The 20511-nt window shown below is 40.2% G+C and carries 18 protein-coding genes; 11 read left to right on the plus strand and 7 right to left on the minus strand.

The window, feature by feature from the left end:
* Positions 1-89 precede the first annotated feature (89 nt).
* A complete protein-coding gene (locus BEGALDRAFT_RS02655) occupies positions 90-3680 on the minus strand; it encodes an NACHT domain-containing protein (protein WP_002683408.1) in 3591 nt (1196 codons plus the stop codon).
* Positions 3681-4000: 320 nt separating this feature from the next.
* Here BEGALDRAFT_RS02655 and hemB point away from each other — a divergent pair, with 320 nt between their 5' ends.
* Positions 4001-5011 (plus strand): porphobilinogen synthase, encoded by a 1011-nt coding sequence (gene hemB / locus BEGALDRAFT_RS02660; RefSeq protein ID WP_002683410.1) that lies wholly within the window; start codon positions 4001-4003, stop codon positions 5009-5011.
* An 83-nt stretch (positions 5012-5094) separates the two neighbouring features.
* Positions 5095-5796 carry a Crp/Fnr family transcriptional regulator gene (locus BEGALDRAFT_RS02665; protein ID WP_002683412.1) on the plus strand — a complete coding sequence of 234 codons (702 nt, stop codon included), beginning with the start codon at positions 5095-5097 and terminating at the stop codon, positions 5794-5796.
* An 88-nt stretch (positions 5797-5884) separates the two neighbouring features.
* On the opposite strand, the gene BEGALDRAFT_RS02670 is transcribed toward BEGALDRAFT_RS02665, so the two are convergent.
* Positions 5885-6511 (minus strand): hypothetical protein, encoded by a 627-nt coding sequence (locus BEGALDRAFT_RS02670; protein WP_157237537.1) that lies wholly within the window; start codon positions 6509-6511, stop codon positions 5885-5887.
* A 39-nt stretch (positions 6512-6550) separates the two neighbouring features.
* Positions 6551-7249, minus strand: coding sequence for an isoprenoid biosynthesis glyoxalase ElbB (gene elbB, locus BEGALDRAFT_RS02675; protein ID WP_002683416.1), 699 nt, complete (start codon positions 7247-7249; stop codon positions 6551-6553).
* A 254-nt stretch (positions 7250-7503) separates the two neighbouring features.
* On the opposite strand from elbB, the gene BEGALDRAFT_RS02680 reads away from it, so the two are divergent.
* The 9 genes from BEGALDRAFT_RS02680 (at position 7504) to BEGALDRAFT_RS02720 (ending at position 16286) form a co-directional block, all read left to right on the plus strand.
* On the plus strand, positions 7504-8385 hold the full coding sequence (locus tag BEGALDRAFT_RS02680; protein WP_002683418.1) for a quinoprotein dehydrogenase-associated SoxYZ-like carrier: 882 nt from the start codon (positions 7504-7506) through the stop codon (positions 8383-8385).
* A 27-nt stretch (positions 8386-8412) separates the two neighbouring features.
* Positions 8413-9549, plus strand: a complete 1137-nt coding sequence (locus BEGALDRAFT_RS02685) for a DUF4350 domain-containing protein (protein WP_002683420.1) — start codon at positions 8413-8415, stop codon at positions 9547-9549.
* Entirely contained in the window at positions 9546-10550 is a 1005-nt protein-coding gene (locus BEGALDRAFT_RS02690; RefSeq protein WP_002683422.1) for an AAA family ATPase, read from the plus strand. Before BEGALDRAFT_RS02685 ends, BEGALDRAFT_RS02690 begins: the two co-directional genes overlap by 4 nt.
* Positions 10551-10588: 38 nt before the next feature.
* Entirely contained in the window at positions 10589-11554 is a 966-nt protein-coding gene (locus tag BEGALDRAFT_RS02695; RefSeq protein WP_002683424.1) for a hypothetical protein, read from the plus strand.
* 18 nt (positions 11555-11572) lie between these two features.
* Positions 11573-12784, plus strand: coding sequence for a PP2C family protein-serine/threonine phosphatase (locus BEGALDRAFT_RS02700; RefSeq protein ID WP_002683426.1), 1212 nt, complete (start codon positions 11573-11575; stop codon positions 12782-12784).
* A gap of 56 nt (positions 12785-12840) precedes the next feature.
* Positions 12841-13173: an STAS domain-containing protein gene (locus BEGALDRAFT_RS02705; protein WP_002683428.1), complete on the plus strand. Its 333-nt coding sequence runs from the start codon at positions 12841-12843 to the stop codon at positions 13171-13173.
* A gap of 7 nt (positions 13174-13180) precedes the next feature.
* Entirely contained in the window at positions 13181-13618 is a 438-nt protein-coding gene (locus BEGALDRAFT_RS02710; RefSeq protein ID WP_002683430.1) for an ATP-binding protein, read from the plus strand.
* Positions 13619-14013: 395 nt separating this feature from the next.
* Entirely contained in the window at positions 14014-15894 is a 1881-nt protein-coding gene (locus BEGALDRAFT_RS02715; RefSeq protein ID WP_002683432.1) for a glycosyltransferase family 2 protein, read from the plus strand.
* Positions 15891-16286 carry a VanZ family protein gene (locus BEGALDRAFT_RS02720; protein ID WP_002683434.1) on the plus strand — a complete coding sequence of 132 codons (396 nt, stop codon included), beginning with the start codon at positions 15891-15893 and terminating at the stop codon, positions 16284-16286. Before BEGALDRAFT_RS02715 ends, BEGALDRAFT_RS02720 begins: the two co-directional genes overlap by 4 nt.
* A 47-nt stretch (positions 16287-16333) precedes the next feature.
* On the opposite strand, the gene BEGALDRAFT_RS02725 is transcribed toward BEGALDRAFT_RS02720, so the two are convergent.
* The 4 genes from BEGALDRAFT_RS02725 to BEGALDRAFT_RS02740 all read right to left on the minus strand — a co-directional run bounded on the left by BEGALDRAFT_RS02725 (position 16334) and on the right by BEGALDRAFT_RS02740 (position 20396).
* The gene (locus BEGALDRAFT_RS02725; RefSeq protein WP_002683436.1) at positions 16334-16786 is read right to left on the minus strand and encodes an arsenate reductase ArsC; all 453 of its coding nucleotides are present in this window, start codon (positions 16784-16786) and stop codon (positions 16334-16336) included.
* Positions 16783-17868, minus strand: a complete 1086-nt coding sequence (gene arsB, locus BEGALDRAFT_RS02730) for an ACR3 family arsenite efflux transporter (protein WP_002683438.1) — start codon at positions 17866-17868, stop codon at positions 16783-16785. The genes BEGALDRAFT_RS02725 and arsB overlap by 4 nt, the downstream gene beginning before the upstream one ends.
* Before the next feature lie 401 nt (positions 17869-18269).
* Positions 18270-18893, minus strand: a complete 624-nt coding sequence (yihA, locus tag BEGALDRAFT_RS02735) for a ribosome biogenesis GTP-binding protein YihA/YsxC (protein WP_002683450.1) — start codon at positions 18891-18893, stop codon at positions 18270-18272.
* A 90-nt stretch (positions 18894-18983) separates the two neighbouring features.
* The gene (locus BEGALDRAFT_RS02740; RefSeq protein ID WP_002683451.1) at positions 18984-20396 is read right to left on the minus strand and encodes a dynamin family protein; all 1413 of its coding nucleotides are present in this window, start codon (positions 20394-20396) and stop codon (positions 18984-18986) included.
* Positions 20397-20511 lie beyond the last annotated feature (115 nt).

Below are 20511 nucleotides of genomic sequence, written 5' to 3' on the forward strand. Positions count from 1 at the left end.
TTGATTTAGTAGGGTGGAATAGGCGCAAGCCGTATTCCACCGTTTCCACTGTAAAAACAGGTAAGTATGGCACGGGTCTTAATCGCCGTTTATTTCCACCATTCACCGACATCTATCACCGCTTGGGCAATCTCTACCGCTTGTTGAGGGTTACCTGTGAATTGTACGGCGGCTTGAGCAAGGTCGGGGATGCACGCTAAAAGGTCAGCCCGTTTTTTAGGGGCGCGGTTTATCCAATCTAGCCAAAGTGAATAAGTCAATAAAACGGGCTTTTGGCACATGAGTTTAGCACTCAGTGTAATTCTGTTTTTATCAGATAAGCCTAAAACTAATTCTAGGCAATCTTGTTGTAAATTAGGCAAGTTTTTAAGATGGGGGATGATTTGGGTTAAGACTTGGCTACGATATTCTTCATTTTGAATTGTCCCAGCCTCTTGCAGGACTCGAGATAAGGCTTGTTGTTTTGCTTCCCCATGTAATTGTGTGGCGACAACCTTGTAGATTTTATGATCAAACCATTCATATTGTTGAATCACTTCCACTGCTTGCCGTGCCGTGGATAAAATTTTTTGTTTTTCATCGTCCTGCAATTGCATGGCGATGACACTTAATTCTTCATCTTGAATCATCCAAGCATCTTGTAGGGCTTGGGAAGCGAAAGCCCTTAAGATTTTGCTACAAGATTCTTCATCTTGAATCATCCAAGCCTCTTGTAGAGCTTGAGATAAGATTTTTGTTCCTCCCTCCAATTGCATAGCAACAGCCACACTTAAAGTATGATGGTAAGAAGAAAATCCACTTATATTTTTAATCATCGCTCGTAGAGCTAGGAATAAGGGTTGTTGTTTTTCTTTTTTCCCTTGCAACTGCTTTACGATAGCACTTAAGGCATGGTAACCAGACGGGTTAAACTTAATGGTGGATAGGACTAGGGCTAGGGCTAGGGATAAGACTTTTTGTTTTTCTTCCCCCTGCAACTGTTCTGCGACAGCACTTAAGGCTAGGCTACGAGAGTATTTATCTTGAATCGCCTTAGCTGCTAGGCTACAAGAGCGTCTAAATTGAGAGAATTGAGAGATTTGTTGTTTTTCTTCCCCCTGCAACTGCGCTGCGACAGGACAGGCGTCGCTACGATATTCTTCATCTTGAATCGCCTGAGCCGCTTGCAGGGCTTCGGATAAGAGTTGTGTTTCCCCTTGTAATTGCTTGGTGATGGTGCTTAGAACTTCACTACGAGACTTTTCATCTTCAATTGATCGTGCTATTTGTAGCGATTGAGATAAAACCTGTTGTTTTTCTTTTCCTTGCAATTGTGTTGCAATTGAATTTAAAGTTTCACTACGAGACTTTTCATCTTTAATTCTTCGTGCCATTTGTAAGGCATCTTGTGGATGTATAGTTGCTTTATCTTGCCTTTCTTTTCCTCGTAACTGTGTCTCGATATGATGTAAAACACTACTATCATCCTCCTCATCTTGAATTTTTTTTGCTAATTGTATGACTTGGAGTAAAGTTTGTTCTTTTTCTTCCCCTTCTAGTTGCATAGCTAAAGTTATGAAGGCATAACAACGAACTTCTACCCTTTTAATTCTTAGCGCAATATCTTGTGCCTCAGACAAAGCACGTTGTTTGTTTTCTCCTTGCCGTAAAAATGCTGTCTTACTTAAAACGTAACTATGAGCATAATATCTATCATCTTCATCCTCTATTTTCGTTGCTATATTTAAAGCCTGTTGGCAAAATTGTTCTTTCTCTGCTTTGTCCAAAGTCGATTCAGCTAAACTTATTAAACAGTTTATTTGTTCCATTGGCTCAGTGTATTGCAAGGCAATTTGTCCCGCCCTTCTAAAAGACCACTCTCCTTTTTTAGCTAATTCAATCACTAATTCAACAGGAAGATTATTATTGAGTGTGTGGATTGTGGCGGAGAGTAAAATACAGCGGATTTCTGTGGCTAAATAAGCCTTGTTTAATTGCGTCGCGTTATAACGCTGAAAGGTAGATAGTATGATTTTTAAATTGTTTAAATAGCCATGCCATGAGCCTTCGTAACTTTCCCATGCAGTCGCCCAATTTTTTTGTAACAAGGGGAAATAATAATTTTCTAAATGGTCGCGTTGGTCAATGAGTGGCGGTGTGGTTTCAAGGTGGGCGAGATAATGCTGTAAAAGATACTGCGGACATTCATCAGGTTTTAACTCGCCTTGATTTAACGCATTAACAATTTTTTGTCCCCACTGAAGAAAAGCCTGTTGCGTTTTGCGGAATGATGATGGGTTATTTTTTGATTTTGCGAGAAAATAATCTGCTAAACGTGGATGCAAAAGTGTATAGCCTTGTTCTGCATTGCCAATCACAAGACGATGCGCAGACTCTAAAATAGCGCGTAGAGTTTGATAGTCCCATAAGTTTTGTGACTTAATGTTTTCTTGAATTTCCCACAACTCCGCCAGTTTTAACGGTGCGTAGGCAACAGCGAATAAAGTTAAAATCTGCTGAAAATCATCAGGATGAATGGTTAAATTTTGCTTTTTCCATAGGGTTTGCTGTTCTTTTTGCCATTGTTCATAAAAACCCGCAAAACTTGGCGTTAATTTTTTTAATTGCTCAATGGAATAATGCGGAATCTCTTCACGATTTGCCCAAATTTGCCCCAGCCATAAGGTTAATAACAGCGGGTCGCCTTCATCGGTTAAACGAAACAGCGCGTCGACAAACTGTTGACGCTCGGCAAGTTGGTCTAGCGGTCGCCCAAGTTGAATAATTGCTGTCGCCAGCGCGTTTTTTTCTAACGTTGACAAAGACAATAACAAGTGTTCGTCAACAGATTGATTTAAATCTTTTAACCATGACAAGCCATTTTTTTCATTGGGTTTATAACGTGCAGAAATTAAAAGATGTAAATTAGCAGGAAAATAAGCAGGAATCGGGCAATTTTCCGCAGTAAACCAATGATTAACTGCTTCATCAATCCCATCAATCACTATTAAATATTGCTGGCTATTATTTTCAATAAGTTCAAACCCTTTAAAAATAAGCTCGCGATAATCTCCCACCTCTAGTTTTTGCGGTAAGGCTTCTTTTAATTCGCTAAAAACATCACACAACGCCGAAAAAAAGAGCTGTAACCCTGTTAATTCATCATTCGTCGCAAACCGAATGCTAATCGGCACAAAGATAACAGTGTATTCACCCGTATTTATTTGCTGGGCTAACCAGTGCAACATTAACGCGGATTTCCCACGCCCTGCTTCTCCCGTCAGCAATAAAAACGGGTGGGTGTTATCGGCTAACCAGTCATTAAGAGACTGTAAAGCCAGTTCGCGCCCAACAAAGGGCTTAGGGTCGTTAGCTTGAGAAACATAGTTTTTGATAAACCGCAGGACATTCGCTTGCAAACTTAACTGCTGGCGGTAACGAGATTTTGCCCATGTTTCTAAATTACTGAGGGGAGTTTTAGGGTTATAAGAAAATGATTTATTTTCAAAAATTGAAGGGTTATCGTTTGAACGGTCTTTTAATATTGGTTTTGATTCTGCTACGCCATTATTGATAGTAATATGAACATCTCTCCCCGCCTGCGGAATCGTCACATTACCTTTTACATCGTTGATAGAATTATCACCAAAGCTCACCTCATTGCTTACAGGCATATTTGTTGTGGTAACTTTATCAATCATAATTAAATACTCTTTAATATCAATAAATTTTTAAAAAGAAAATATACAGCTATCTTTTTAAGTCTGGCACTTCCCATTTCCAATCCAATCTTTTCCGATGTTTGCATAATGTCATCTGTTAGTTGTTACAATGCAGACTCATATAAGTCACATTGATATTTTGATTTATTAGATGATTGTAACGATTTCTAAGGTTTATCGGTATGGAAATTTGATGAACTTAAGCGTTTTTTAGAACAATTTTGTAAAACTTATCCGTTCTACAAAGTTGCCTATAATTCAGTGACACTCAATTTTTTTATTCACATTTCTTTATTTTCATGATGCCAATTAATAACGCCCCTTTTCCTGCTTTGCGGATGCGTCGGATGCGTCGTGATGAATTCTCGCGCCGTTTAATGCGGGAACATCAGTTGACGACTGACGATTTAATTTACCCTTTATTTATCATGGAAGGTCAGCAACAACGGGTTGCTATTCCTTCTATGCCGAATCAGTACCGTTTAAGTATCGATGAGTTGTTAAAAGAGGCTGAACAGTTAGTTCAGTTAAAGATTCCTGCTATCGCTTTGTTTCCTGTGATTACGCCTGAGAAAAAATCGTTAAATGCGGCTGAGGCTTATAATGCGGATGGGTTGGTACAGCGGGCAGTGAGACGTTTAAAACAAGCGTTTCCACAGTTGGGTATTATCACGGATGTGGCGTTAGACCCTTATACAACGCATGGTCAGGATGGTTTGATTGATGATAGTGGGTATGTGTTGAATGATGAGACAACTAGCGTTTTGATTCAGCAAGCGTTATCTCATGCGGAGGCAGGGGCGGATGTGGTCGCGCCGTCGGATATGATGGATGGTCGCATTGGTGAAATTCGTTATGCGTTAGAGGCGGCGGAGTTTAAACATACGCGCATCATGGCGTATTCAGCGAAGTATGCGTCGAGTTTTTATGGACCTTTCCGCGATGCGGTGGGGTCTGCGGGGGCGTTGGGTAAGGGTAATAAGCATACTTATCAAATGGATGTGGCTAATAGTGATGAGGCGTTGCGCGAGGTTGCCCTCGATTTGCAGGAGGGCGCGGATATGGTGATGGTTAAACCAGGGATGCCGTATTTAGATATTGTATATCGGGTAAAAACGGAGTTGCGCGTACCGACATTTGTTTATCAGGTCAGTGGCGAATATGCGATGTTGAAAGCGGCGGCGCAAAATGGTTGGTTGGATGAGCAGGCGGTGATGTTGGAGTCTTTAATTGCGTGTAAGCGGGCAGGCGCAGATGGGATTTTGACGTATTTTGCGAAACAAGCCGCGCTTTATTTGCAACAAAAATAGGTTGTTTTCCTCTCTTTAGGTGTTACATGAGCATTTAAAGAGGGGTATGATAGTGTTTTTATAATAAATAGTGTGAATTTATTATGTTAGCGATTCAAGAGTTGATGTTAAAAGAACATGCGTTGTTTCGTCAGTTAAGTAAGAAGTTGGTTGAGCGTATTTTGTCGATTAGTAGTATTCGTCATTTAAAAGCGGGTGAGGTGTTGTTTTTAAAGGATGAGGCGGGCGACGCGCTTTATGGGGTGTTAGCGGGACGAATTCGGATTAGTAATCGGTCTATTGAGGGGCAGGAGTTAATTTTAAAAATAATGGAAAAAAGCGATGTGTTTGGGGAAATCGCTTTGTTAGATGGAAGCCCGCGCACGGCGGATGCAGTGGCTTTAGAGGATAGTCAGTTATTGATGATTCGGCATCGGGATTTTACGTTGTTGTTACAGCAAGAACCAATTTTAGCGTTGCAGATGATTCGTTTGTTGTGTGCGCGAATTAGGCAGAGTAATGAGTATATTGAGGATTTGACCTTTTTGGATACGTCGCGCCGTTTGGCAAAGCATTTGTTGTTGGTGTCGCGTGAAGGGGAAAAGATTGAGGGGGGGATTCGTTTGCCGTCGATTTCTCAGGAGGAGTTAGCGCAACGTTTAGGCACAACGCGGATGGATTTAACCAAGCAGTTGCGTTATTGGCAGGATAATGGGTGGTTGTCTGTAGAAAAAGGGCAAATTACGTTATATGACCTGCGTTCTTTGCAGACGTTTATTAATAGTCGTGCTGATAGAGAGGTTTAATATTCGGTATTTTGGTTAAAAAAATTTCTGCTGAAATGTTGTTTGAATTTCTATCATAACAGCAGAATTGTAAGGGTTTTACACGTTGTTAAAAACGCTGAATACTGCCATCTGCAAATACAATCCGCCGTACAACCAGTTGCACGACGATGTCTTGTGATTGAATCTTGCGCATTTGATGTTCTTCACCAATTAAGCGGTTATTTTCACGAGAGCCTTGGTCGATACGGGTTGCTCCTGCGGGGATATTTAAATTTCTGGAGAGGTTGATACTGTATAAGTAGCCTCCTAAGGTATCGCGAAAGTTTAAACGGGCATCAAATTCTAAAATGTCTTTGCCTGCGTGATTGGTGAGTTCTACATCAATGGCGTAGTAATTGTTAAATTTAATTTTTTCAGGACGATACGACCATCCTTTTAATATTAAAACGGTTGCTTCTTTTTCTGTCGCGGGTTGGGGTTTTTCTGCGGATTTTTCCAATGGCTGATTTTTGAGGGTTTCAACGTCAACGCGAAGTTGTTGCAGTTCTTCCATTATTTGACTGTTGACGATTTGATTGAGTTGTTCTAAATGCGTTGTGAGTTCTGTTAAGCGTTGTTCTAGTTGGATAATCTGTTGTTCTACAGGGTTTCCATTTGTTGTGGTTTCTGTATCTGCCCACGCTTGTGACAGGCTGGCGAACAGGGTGATTAAGAGCAGTGTTAATAAACGCATAATTTTTTCCCGCGTTAGCATAAAGGAAAAATCCATTAGTTATGGTGTGGTGGATTCGCGGACTAAATCGATTAATGCTGTGCACGTCTTTTCAATGCCCACAAAAACCTGAGCAATGGAGGCTTCCATCATATAGCAGGGTGATGTAATGATTTTATTGGTTTTATCAATCACAATGCCATCGACTGTCGTCATGATTGTTTGTGCGCCAATACTGTTTAAACCTGCATTGATTGCGGTGATGTCGTAAGGCGAGGGGGCGGTTGTTGTGCCAACGGTGAGTTGCGGGTGAATATCGCTACCTTGTAGGGCTTTTGCTAAGACGGTAGGGGCAATACAGAGTGCCGCAATGGGTTTTTTGGCGTGTACCATTGTTAAAATGAGGTGTTTGACATCGGGTAAAATGTCACTGTCTGCGCCTGCAAATGCCCATGTGCTTAAATTTTTTGCCGCGCCAAATCCTCCCGCCAGTAGTAATGCGTCTAAATCGTCGCTGTTCACGGTGTTTAGGGCTTGAATTTTGCCACGTGCAATACGGGCGGATTCAATTAATACATTACGTTTTTCTGGGATTTCTGCCCCTGTCAGGTGGTTGATAACATGGTGTTGTTCTATATCAGGGGCAATGCATTGTACTTCTACGCCTAAATGGTCTAATGCGAGTAGGCTTAATGTTGCTTCATGAATTTCAGAGCCATCATAAACCCCACATCCTGATAGTAATACACCAACTTTCATGAGTTCCTCCTTTAAATGACATGATGACAGCGTTAATTAAGTATATCTGTATATATTGTTACGTTTTAAAATGCACCCGAATTTTAACAGCTATGCTTTACAGTGTCATAATGCAAGCATTTAGTGTGACTATTCAAGTTAATTATCCCGTTTATTGCGGTTGTTGTTGGGCTATTTGTTTGCTGGATGAATTATTATATTTATAACTAATTGTTAATTATAATCTGTTCGCTTGAATGCCTAAAGGAGGCAATATGTGGTGTGTGAAAAAAGAGAGGGGAGTATTGGCTTGTCTTTTCTGCGTTTGTCTTGCTTGGAATCTGGCAGTCACCGCAACGGAAATACCCGCAACAACGGCTAGTTCCTCCGCTAGTCCCTCAGTAACATCAGCAGCGTTGTTAGAAACCCCTGTATGGGATGCAGCGCGTGTTAGTTTGTTTCATCAGCAAGCGATTGAAACCAATCAGACGTTAATTCAGTTAGAAACCCCTTATCGTGCGGAAGATGCGGCGATAGTGCCCATTACGATTAAGGCAGGTATCCCGCAAAATCCGTCGCAATATATTCAACGTATTTATTTATTTATCGATAATAATCCCGTACCGTTGGCAGCAACCTTTAGTTTAACGCCTGATAGTGGGTTAGCGGATATTGCAACACGGGTGCGGATTAATGCTTATACGCCTATTCGTGCAATTGCGCAGCTAAACGATGGGCAGTTGTTAATGAGTGCACGTTATATTAAAGCCAGTGGGGGTTGTTCTGCGCCTGTAGGGAAGGATTCGGCGGCGGCTGAGGCGCGTTTAGGTAAAATGCGTTTAAAAATTGCAACGGATGGGGATAGTAAACAGCCTTTGTTAGCGCAGTTAATGATTAGTCATCCAAATAATTCTGGGTTGCAATTAGACCAAATCAGCCGTTTATATGTGCCTGCACGGTTTATTAAACAAGTTCAAGTGCATTTTAATGATAAATTGATTATGTCAGCAGAAACCGATATTTCTATCAGTGAAGACCCTAGTTTTCGTTTTTATGTGCAGACACAGGGAGCGGATGGTACATTAACAGCTGATGTGATTGATTCTACTGGGGCAAAGTTTACAACAAGCCAAGTGCTTAAGTTATCAAGCCCTTAAGTAAAAAAATGCCAGAGGGGCTTTTGAGTGAAAAAATGGTTACGTCCTTCTTCTATTGCGATAGCCAGTATTTTATTGGTAATGGCGATTGTTATTTGGTTTTTTCAAAACTATGAGTATGTTACAACCATTGTTTATACAGGATATAGTGGCGAAGCTAAACATAATAATTTATTAGCAGTACAACGATTTCTACGTAATCAACAGGTAACTGTCGAAGTCGTGAATTCAAGTCATGTTCTGAAAACACAGTTGCAAAAAAATGATGTTGTGTTAGTCCATCCTCGCGTATTTGATGTGCCAAAAGCGGATATTGATTTTTTATTACAATGGGTTAAATCAGGCGGATATTTAATTCTTCCTGTAGGAAATACCGATATGGCAGAGTCATATAAATCGTTATTAGAGGCGGTTCAAACAGAATTTTTAGAAAACGCTGTGAAGAAAAAACAAAAAATATTTGAATCTGTTGCGCTGACTTTTAAAGACACGCAATATTCTGTTCTTGTAGATACTCGTTATCATTTGAAAACCATAAAAACACCGCGCTTACGGTTGGAATCTCCTCATGGGGATCACACCTTGTTGCATCAGTATGGTAACGGTTATATTGCCGTGATAACGAACTTAACCTTAATAGGCAATAGTCAGATTGGGCAAGGTGATCATGCGGCATTCTTCTGGCGATTGCTCAACTTTCCACGTGCTACAACCAAGCTGTATTTTTTTGAAATTTTAGGCTCTCCCCCTGCTTTATGGGAGGCATTGCTTAAATATGCATGGATGATACTGGTTAGTAGCGGGGTTTGTTTATTCTTATGGCTATGGATAGCGAGCCGCCGTTTTGGGCGTTGCTTTCCTGAACCCAGTCTCGCACGTCGACGCTTATTAGAGCATATAGAAGCCAGTGCCTATTATTTATGGCGACATCAGCAAAGCGATATTTTGTTACAACAAACTCGTCAAGCAGTGTTGCAACGCATAGAGCAAATTCATCCTGATTGGTTACATAGAGATACGGCACAACTTTATGCAAAATTAGCTAAAATAGCCGTTGTTTCGCCTGCGGATATTACCCTTGCTTTACAAACCGATGCATTAGACAGTACGGCTGATTTTACACTTGCCATTCAAACCCTCAGCAAAATAAGGAAAGCTTTATGAGTGAACCCGCTACGCTTGAAAATACGCCTACCTCGTCAGTGGTTGGAATCAAACGAGCAATTGAAGTTGTTGGTAAAATTCGAACTGAAATTAGTCACGCGGTTGTAGGACAGCAAGATGTGGTTGCTCAAGTGATGGTGGCTTTATTAGCAGGGGGACATGTTTTATTAGAAGGCGTTCCTGGCTTGGGGAAAACACTTTTAGTGCAAGCCTTAGCGAAAACCTTTGCAGGTAAATTTGCCCGCATTCAGTTTACCCCTGATTTAATGCCGAGCGATGTAACAGGACATGCTTTGTATGATTTAAAAACCGAAGAATTTAAAATTCGTAAAGGGGCAATTTTTACGCATTTATTGCTGGCAGATGAAATAAATCGCGCTCCTGCAAAAACCCAAGCGGCTTTATTAGAAGTGATGCAAGAGTTGCAAGTCACAATAGAGGGAAAAGCCTTTCCTGTTCCCTTACCCTTCATGACCTTAGCAACACAAAATCCAATTGAACAAGAAGGGACTTATCCCTTACCTGAAGCACAATTAGACCGTTTTTTACTTAAAATTCGCCTTAACTATCCGACAGAAGAGGAAGAAGTTGCTTTATTAAAACAGGTCACAATGGCTAAAGTCGGAGAACGTTTAGATGTCAGTCGAGTTGCGACGCTTATCAAAGCGGAAACCATTCTATCTCTGCAAAAATTGACCGCAACCGTTAAATTAGATGAGCGAATCTATACATATATCAATAAAATTGTGCGAGAAACACGGGTTTACCCTGGAATTAGTGTGGGGGCTGGTCCACGCGGTGGAATTTCCTTAATACGCGCTGCGCGTGCAAATGCTATTTTAGCAGGACGGCATTTTGTGATTCCTGATGATGTAAAAAGTATCGCTTTAGCCGTTTTACGACATCGCATCAATCTTGCCCCTGAATTAGAAATTGAAGGCTTAGACGTAGATAATGTTTTATTGGACTTATTAGAAAAAATTGATGCACCAAGATTATAACAACGAATAAAAACGAATTGTTTCTAAACAGGTTAGCCATGCGTTACAACGTGATGGGATTACAATCAGTTATCCGCTTAGGCTTTAGTCTGAATCTTATACTTTGGGGAAATCAAGCAATTGCGGTTACACCACAACAAACTGATAGCACAGATGAAATTGTAAATGGGTTGCTCAGTTCGTTTGCCTTGCCTTTTGATGAATTATTGAAAGCAAAACATGAGTCAGAATGGGTAAACTTGCTAGATGGTTTTTCAGGGTCTATAGGGTTAGATATTCCGTTAAAAAAATCTAAACCAGCAAAACATTATGTTCAAGGCGTTGCCTCTCAAGGGGAAAATAACCGTTATAGCGTCACCATGCCAGTTTTTATACGTTATGTTCCTTTAAGTTATTGGTTTATCAATTTTAATACTTTGCTGTATTTAGATAAAAATTTACAAGCTCCGTGGAATCCTGATTTTACGTACAGCTTTGGTTATGACGATTGGCATCCTTATACATTAAGCTTAACTTATGAAAATTATGGAGGAAATCGTTTTCATCCTGACCGAGCCTTAGGAGAAGAACATACACATTATTTAGAGGGAACTTATCGTTTAGGTTGGAAATTCCCCTTAGCACAGGTCATTGCTGAACCCTTATTAATAGAGACAGAAAAAACCGTTAATTGCCAGCTCAGTTTCAATCTAACCCCTCGCTACATTGAAGCTACCGAAGGAAAACGCTTAAATCATAAAAAATCAGTTGTATTGGGTTGTCGCTATCCCATCATTCAAGAATGGGCATTAAATTTGAATTTATTTTGGTATCCCGAACCTGAACAACAACAACCTTGGGATCCTGATTACACTTATAGTTTAACTTTTCCCCAAAAATTGCTGGGTGATTTCACATTACAATATAGCAATTACGCGGGGAGTCGTTACCCTTGGCGAGAACAACAAGATGCCGCAGGTTTTGAAGATGGTAGTTTTAGCTTATCGTGGTCTTTAGCATGGTAACGCATTGAGTAGGCGATAATGACATATACAAAGACTAAATTGCTACTGGTGGAAGACTGTAGTTCCATGCGCTTAGTATTACAACATTGGTTAAAAAGCTATTGCGATGAAATTCTCATTGCAACTGATGGGCAAGAAGCCCTAACCATTTTTCATGAACATCCTGATATTAATCTGGTCTTAACAGATTGGATTATGCCTAAAATAGACGGTTTGCAACTCTGCCAACTCATTCGGCAAACAGAATTATCACATTATGTTTATGTGATTGTTTTAACAGGAAAGGATGAGCGAGAAAGTTCTTTAGTACAAGGGCTTAATGCGGGCGCAGATGATTTTCTCTTTAAGCCAATAGACCCCAATAAATTACGAATTCGCCTACAAATGGCGTTTCGAATTCTTGGCTTAGAACAAACGTTAGCGGAAAGAAATCAAAAACTTTTCCATACTTACGAGCAAATACGACAAGACTTAGTATTAGCCTCAGTCATGCAAAAAAATTTGCTTCCTGCAAAAGGTAAAAGAGACGAGATTCTTTTTGATTGGATTTTCTATCCGAGTCATTTTATTGCAGGCGATATATTTAATTATTTTGAACTCACGGATGACTATCTTGCATTTTATCATTTAGATGTTGCAGGACACGGCGTGCGCTCGGCATTACTCTCGTTTACCTTACACCAATATATCACCAATAAAGGGGGACAAACTAACTTTCTGAGTTATAAAGATGAACAAGGCATTGACCAGCCTGTTCCCCCAGAACAAGTCGTTACAAGTCTTAATCAACGCTTTTCGGATACAGGGGATTTATATTTTACAATGGTTTATGGCTATCTACATAAAGCGACGGGCGTTGTAGAATTTACACAAGCAGGACATCCTTGCCCCATCCTGTTACGCACGAAACAACATCAAGCGCAATTTTGTGGCGGGAGTGGCTTTCCTGTTGCCATGTTTCCGCTTGCAGAATACGAACGCTTACATTTACAACTGACCGAAGGCGACCGTTTATTTATTTACTCTGACGGGATTACAGAATGTTTAAATGCCGTACAACAAAGCTATACAGAACAACGCTTGCTTAGTCTATTACAAAATACCGCCGACCAAGCTTTAGAGCAGACTTTACAAACTTTATGTAGTGAATTATTTGACTGGCAAGGGAGTGGACAATTTGAAGATGATATGACACTGCTAGCTATTGAATATCATAAAAAACATGAATAAAAGAAACAATGGATAGTTATTATTAAAAATATAAACTCACAAGAGATTTAACGGCAATGTTAAAAACAGAACAAAAAGGTAGATTTCTAGTTGTTAGTGTTTTAGAAAAACGCTTAGATGCCTCTCTCGCCCCCTACTTTAAAGACGAGATGAAAGCCCTGATTAACAGTGGACAAAAGAATATTATTTTAGACCTAAGCCAAACAGATTTTTTAGATAGCAGTGGTTTAGGGGCAATTGTCTCAACCTTAAAGTTACTACAAGGTGAAGGCGAATTAATTTTATGTGGTGTACAAGGTGCTGTCGTCTCTTTATTTAAATTGACACGCATGGATAAAATATTTTCTATGTACCCCACGATTGCAGACGCTCTCGAAAACGTTTCATAAAATTTTCATGCCACAACTGTGCTTACAAATCCAAAGCCAATTAGAAAATGTTGCATTAATTGGAACATCTGTGAAAGGTATTTGCAGTTTAACGCCTTTATCCACAGAACTGACTGATGCACTACAAATTGCTATTGTCGAATGGCTCAATAATGTAATCGAGCATAGTTATTCCTACTCTACCGTACAATGGATTACGGTAGAAATTACCCTCACACGACAATCACTTCTCTTATCTGTCACCGATAACGGCTTAGGTTTACAATCTTGCTTATTAAATGAGGCTACCCTACCCGTTATAGACCCCAACGACATAGAAAATTTGCCTGAAGGGGGATTTGGATTAGCCATTATTAAGCAAATCATGGATGAAGTTGTTTATTATTCAACAGGCTATAAACATACGCTTTGGATGAAAAAACATTTACAACCTGATGAGTCATGATAAATCCACTCGGCATGAAGAACTCCCTAATGACCTGAGTTTTGCGGGATTTATAAAAAAAACATAGACTTGCTAGGTTTTAAAAATCTAGCAGGTTTGTCGGAACATGCGAAAAAATTTGAGGGACTGGCAGAGATTATTCTCTTATTTTTCATCAGGATTCACCAGACAAGATTAAAATCTTGTCTGAATCAGGATTAACAGGATTTAAAACCCTCAAACAAACCAAAAAGTCAGGTGAATCACGCTTTTTAATCCTGCTAATCCTGATTCAGACAAGCTGTTGTCTTTTTAAAAGAAACTCGCCGAACTCAAGTTAGCATTACCAAAAAGTTTTATCAAAAATACAGATTAATGATATTTTTCATCAATAATCTTTCCAATAGACAGATGATATGGACACCTATTTTAAAAAATACGAAACGCGCACCCCACCGCCTCCCCTGCCTTACTCCCTCACCCAAGAACTGCTATGGCAATTTTTAGCCGTCATTACAGCAATATTAGGCTTATGGTATTTACATTGGCGATGGATGTACTCGCTTAACTACGACGCGCTTTGGTTTTCCCTGCCCTTACTGATTGCTGAAACCATGGCATATATTGGCTTGATTCTATATATTATTAATCTCTGGCAAATCCGTGATACTCCTACAAAAGCCCCCCCTAAAAGTATCCGTGAATGCACTGATTTAACCCTAGACCCCACATGTCCAGACCGTCCGATTCATGTCGATGTCTTTATCGCAACCTACAGCGAAAACCCCGAATTAGTCCGCTTAAGTATTCAAGATGCAAAAAAAATTGTCTATCCACATCCAGTTATTTTAAAAATCTATATATTAGATGACGGCAGACGAGCAACAATGCGACAAGTTGCGGAAGAGGAAGAGGTTTACTACATTACTCGCAATAATAATATTGGTTTTAAAGCGGGAAATTTAGCCAACGCAATGGATATGACGGGCGGAGACTTCTTTATTATTTGCGATGCGGACACGCGCCCCTTCCCCAGCTTTTTAGAACACACCTTAGGATATTTCACAGACCCCCAAGTTGCATGGGTACAAACGCCACAATGGTTTTTTGATATTCCAGAAGGGCAAACACTACCTAACTATCTCAGCCGTTATTTAGGAAAATTCGGTGAATCAATTGGTCATACGGTAGAAAAAATCGTCGGAACAGTTCACATCGGGTATGACCCCTTTGTCAACGACCCGAAAATTTTCTATGACATTATTTTGCGACGACGTAATTGGGCAAATGCCTCTTTTTGCTGTGGTGCTGGCTCGATTTATCGTCGCGAAGCCGTGCGTGAAGCGCAATTAATTGGCTATGCGGACAGCGTCAGCCAATCTTTAGAAACACATCTTTCTGCCATCCAAGCCCTAACGGGTGAAACTCACGGTATAGACCCGCTGATTGTTAAACAACTACGGCATCAACTGATTCACGAAACCCAATTTGAAGATAAACTCTTTAAATTCCATGTTTCTGAAGATATTTTTACTTCCATCGTTTTACATTCCATCCGCCGTACCGCACCTGATGGCAGTGAACAACGGGCAAAATGGAAATCGGTTTTACATCCTGCTGTTGAATCGAAAATGCTTTCCCCCCAAGACTTACAAAGCTGGGTTGTGCAACGGTTTAAATATGCGGGAGGTACACTGGATATTGCCAAAGATATTTTATTTAAAAATAAACTATTTACTAAAGCAAATGGGCTAAGTTGGGCGCAACGTTTAATGTATGGGCAAACCATCTGGTCCTATCTAGGCGGGATTTGGAATCTGATTTTTTTACTTGCCCCCATTATTTACCTATTTACCGCCGTCAAACCCATACAAGCCTTTTCTGACTCGTTTATTCTGCACTTCTTACCCTTCATTATCAGCATGGAATTAGCCTTTATGGTGGGAACGTGGGGAACAAATAACTGGCAGAGTAAAACCTCTTACCTCTCCTTTTACTCCTTCAATTTAAAAGCATTATGGACAGTGTTACGCGGTAGAAAAATTGCGTTTCCCGTAACCCCCAAAGACCGACAAACGGGAAATTTCCTTCATCTGGTTTGGTCACAATGTCTATTAATTGTCCTAACTATTGCTAGCCTCCTCTATGCGTGGTTTTATTTCTTTCAACCACACTCCCCGCACTCAATGGGCGGATTAGTATTAAATAGCTTTTGGGGCTTACTGAATGTTATGGCATTAAGTGGCATTATTCGCGCGGCATTTTGGACACCGCTTGATGAAGAGGCACAAGCATGAAAATAAAAAGCATCGCTATTCTTTATAGCGTCTTCATTCTTGGCTTAATTTTTGTTGCTGACCAAGGCTATTACGATAATATTCTGCGCCAAGTTCACGCCATTCCCTACGGCGATAAAGTTGGGCATTTTTTCCTCATGGGGGTTTTAGCATGGATCATTAATTTAGGACTGCATGGTGCGCAATTTCACTGGGGCAATATACACATTCTAAAAGGTAGCTTATTAGTCTTTACCTTCGTAACATTAGAGGAAATTTCACAATATTATTTCCCTAACCGCCATTTTGACTTTGGCGATTTACTCGCAGACTACTTAGGGATTTATCTATTTGGACAATTAGCATTGTGGCAAATCCAGCGACAACAAAGACTTGCCACAAAAGTAGAATGAAATGATTATTTCAGGACTGCCAGCCCTTCAAGGACTAGCAGTCTTTTCTACAGGTCAAGTTGCACCAACTGCTGAATAAAAGCCAGTATTTGCGTTTTAATCGTCTCTCTGACAACGCGCACCTGCGCCAATTTTTCCGCATCTGTCCCTACAAAACGTGAAGGGTCAGGAAAACTCCAATGCAATCGTTTCGTTGTCCGTGCAGGAAAAACAGGACAACGTTCTGCGCTGGTTTCATCACAAACCGTGATAACGTAATCAAAAGTTTTACCTGACTTTATCACCGTGTCCACCGTTTGCGTGCCTTTCTGCCGTAAATCGATATCAACCTCCTGCATTGCCTGCACAACCCAAGGATTTAAAGAACCTGCTTCTAAACCTGCACTTTCCGCCCGATAAGGGGCGGGCGCAAATTGATTAAACCACGCCTCCGCCATCTGACTCCGCGCACTATTATGAATACACACGAATAACACTTGATAAGTACGCTCAGTATTCATTGTGCAATACTCCGTGCATAAGTTGCCGCGTTTTTATTCACTAAATACACAATGAACAACATCACAGGCACTTCAACCAACACGCCCACCACCGTTGCTAAGGCAGCACCAGACTGTAAACCAAATAAACTAATTGCTACCGCAACCGCCAATTCAAAAAAGTTAGACGAGCCAATTAATGCCACTGGTGCAGTAATAGTTAACGGCACACGCCACCACCAAGCCCAATAATAGGCAATCCCCGCAACGCCTAAACTTTGAATCGTCAACGGAATCGCAATTAATAGAATAATTAACGGTTTTTCTAAAATGGTTTGTCCTTGAAAACCAAATAATAAAATGACCGTTAATAATAAGCCAATAATCGTTAAGGGTTTTAAATGCTCAGTGAACTGATTCACAGCTTGTTCATTGCCATTATGTTGTTTTAACAATTGCACACGGGTTAAATAACCTGCAACCAACGGAATAACAATGTATAAAACCACTGATAGCAATAATGTTTCCCAAGGGACAATAACATCACTAATCCCTAATAAAAACGCGACAATCGGTGCGTAAGCAAACACCATGATTAAATCATTTAAAGAAACTTGCACCAGCGTATAAGTTGCATCACCACGGGTTAATTGACTCCAAACAAACACCATTGCGGTACAAGGTGCAGAGCCTAACAAAATCATCCCTGCAATATAAGCCTTTGCATCTTCTGGATTAACCCACTGTTTAAAAAGTAGATTAAAAAATAACATGCCTAATAATGCCATCGTAAACGGTTTAATTAGCCAATTGGTAACAGAGGTAATGATTAAACCTTTTGGGCGTTCGCCGATGTGTTTTAACGCACTAAAATCAACGCTCACCATCATGGGGTAAATCATCCCCCATATCAGCACGGCGACCACTAAATTGATATGACTGACTTCAACTTGACTAATCAGGGTAAATAAAGCGGGGAAAACATTTCCTAACAAAATACCCGCGCCAATACATAACGCAATCCATAGCGTTAAATAACGCCCAAAAAATCCCAATGGGTCGCCACTTGCTTGTTTAACCACGATTTCACACTGTGCGCTCATCGCTTATTCACCGTTAGCTATAAAGAAAAAGAGGTGGGTTATTATATATTCGCTTTAGCAGATATATATAGATTAGGGTAAAAAAAAGACCTATTAGGCTTGGAAAACCTAACAGGTCTTTGTTAAAAATTATCTATAGTAAACGTATTATAAAACGACATGGAGGACTGCCAGTCCTAGATTCAACCTGAGTTCTGCGAGTTTCTTTTAAAAAGACAACAAGTTGTCGGAATCAGAATTCACAGAATTTTCAGAATTAGCAGAATTAAAAACAATTAAAAACATAATTTTTTATTCTTTTAATTTTCTTGTCTTTTCAATTCTGAAAATTCTGATTCAGACAAGCTGTTGTCTTTTTAAAAGAAACTCGCCGAACTCAGCTTATTCTTAATATTAGATTTTTATAAAGACTCCAACGGCTCACCGACGGCTAACCACAGGTCAAGTACGGCTCGAGCTTCATCTACTCCCGTTGCTTTATGCGCAGAAAATAATTGTACGCTAATGTCTGTTGAATCGGTTTTAAACGCAGAAAGCTGATTTTTAACTTGTAATAGCGACGATTTTGCTGCACCAAAACTTAATTTATCCGCTTTCGTCAATAAAATATGCACAGGCATTGCCGAATGTTGACACCAAAGCAACATATTTTTATCAAAGTCTGTCAATGGATGGCGAATATCCATTAATAAAATCAAGCCATTTAAACTGCCTCGCGTTTGCAAATAACGTTCTAGCGTATTCTGCCAATGTTGTTTAATCGTAATGGAAACCTTCGCATATCCATAACCCGGTAAATCCACTAAACGGCGTTTTTCATCCAGTTGAAAAAACATAATTTGTTGTGTCCTTCCCGGTGTTTTACTGGTACGGGCTAAGGCTTTTTGTTGGGTAATGGCATTGATTGCACTGGATTTACCCGCATTAGAACGCCCCGCAAAGGCAACTTCTCGCCCCGTATCGCTAGGCAATTGGGAGAGGTTATGAGCACTAAGGGTATATTGAGCTTGATGATAGAAATTCATTACAAAACAGTTAAATAAAATCTAATAAAGAAACAACATCAATACAAGCAGTTCGCTTGCATTGATGTGATGAGGTGAGACGAAACCAAATTATGCTTTGTTGCGTCCTGATGGATTGGTAAAACGGTCATTCAGTTTTTGCACATAACTATTTGTTGCTCCTAGAACTTTAGCAAGTTTCTTTTGCAAACTCAGCCCCCAATGGTAAGGCTCATTTGTAATACGGATATGACAAATATTTTTTGCAAACCCTTTTAACAATGCCTCACGAATGCGGTTATCAGGCATACTTGCCTCAATTTTTTGCACGGTTTTCCGTGCTATCCAACCGCTGACTTTTATATGCAGGGTTATAAACAGTATCAGCAACACGCTAATCACTGCCGTCCATCCCCAACTGCCTAAGTTTTGCAATAAACTTAAATCGGGCTGTGTTGTGCCATAAATCACGGTTAATAACAACGCGAAAGCGACTACAATCGCAAAATCAATCCGCATCGTTTTTGAACGCCAATCTTTTATCCAATGGCGCAGTTGCGGGACAATCGTATGTTCAATATCTTTCGCAGTTTGTTCTAACATGCTGATAATGCGATAAGTCCGCTCAATACCGACTTGTTCCATACGGTTATTAATTTCTGCCATATCTTCGTCGCGTTTACTTTCAAAGCGTGCGCGTACGGTTGGGTTTTCAATTGGAATGGCTGCTTCAGGATTATAAATCCGATAAAACCGTCCTGCGGTTAGCCCTGATTGAGCAAGTGCACGTTGCCATGCTGCCACCACTTCTTCAGGATTATCTTCACGGGCAGTGACATCAATTTGATTTAACACGTAGAGGAATTTATTGGAATCGGGACGGCTAATCGTATCTGTGACTAAATGTTTTAAAGTGTCTTGCATCGCACCGGGTTCGGGGTGACGTGCATCAAAAAACACCAGCACTAAATCTGATAAATTAATAATATGCTTGGTAATTTTTAAAGTAGATGTCCGTTGACTGTCTGCGTCAAAACCGGGGGAATCGATAAGAATTTTACCGCGTACTTTCTCACTGGGGCAGGTTTTTAACTGTAAATAAGCATCAATGCGTCGCCCATCTTGAGCGAGTACATCTTGAATTTCTTTACTGATTTGATAAAACGGAAAACGGGGGTCTGCATCTAAAGCAATACCAGGTAAGGTTGTCGATGTATTTTCACCACTGAAACATAACACCGTGAATTTATCATCGACCGCATGATTACCCGTGCGCTGTAGCGTATGCCCAACATAAGCATTGATAAACGAGGATTTGCCTGCCGAGAAAGTGCCAAGGATGGAAATCATCGGCCACCAAGAAACATGATTTGCATAAGATTCGGTTTCGTTAAGAATGCCTAACTCATAACCGACATTATCTAACTCACGAAAAATCTGCACGATGTCGCTTAATACGTCGTTTTCTTCTAAAAGATGCGACTCCAACTTTTTTAATCTTTCTTCTACATAAATATCAGCCATTGCAATTCCTCGCGTGATTGTGAGAAAAGAGTCAACAGCATTCTACACGATTGTTATTAAATTACACCGTGAAGGAAATTTTTTTGTGTCATGTCCTCAATGCTGAATTCTATCA

The sequence above is a fragment of the Beggiatoa alba B18LD genome, from assembly GCF_000245015.1.
In the GTDB taxonomy this organism is placed as follows: Bacteria; Pseudomonadota; Gammaproteobacteria; order Beggiatoales; family Beggiatoaceae; genus Beggiatoa; species Beggiatoa alba.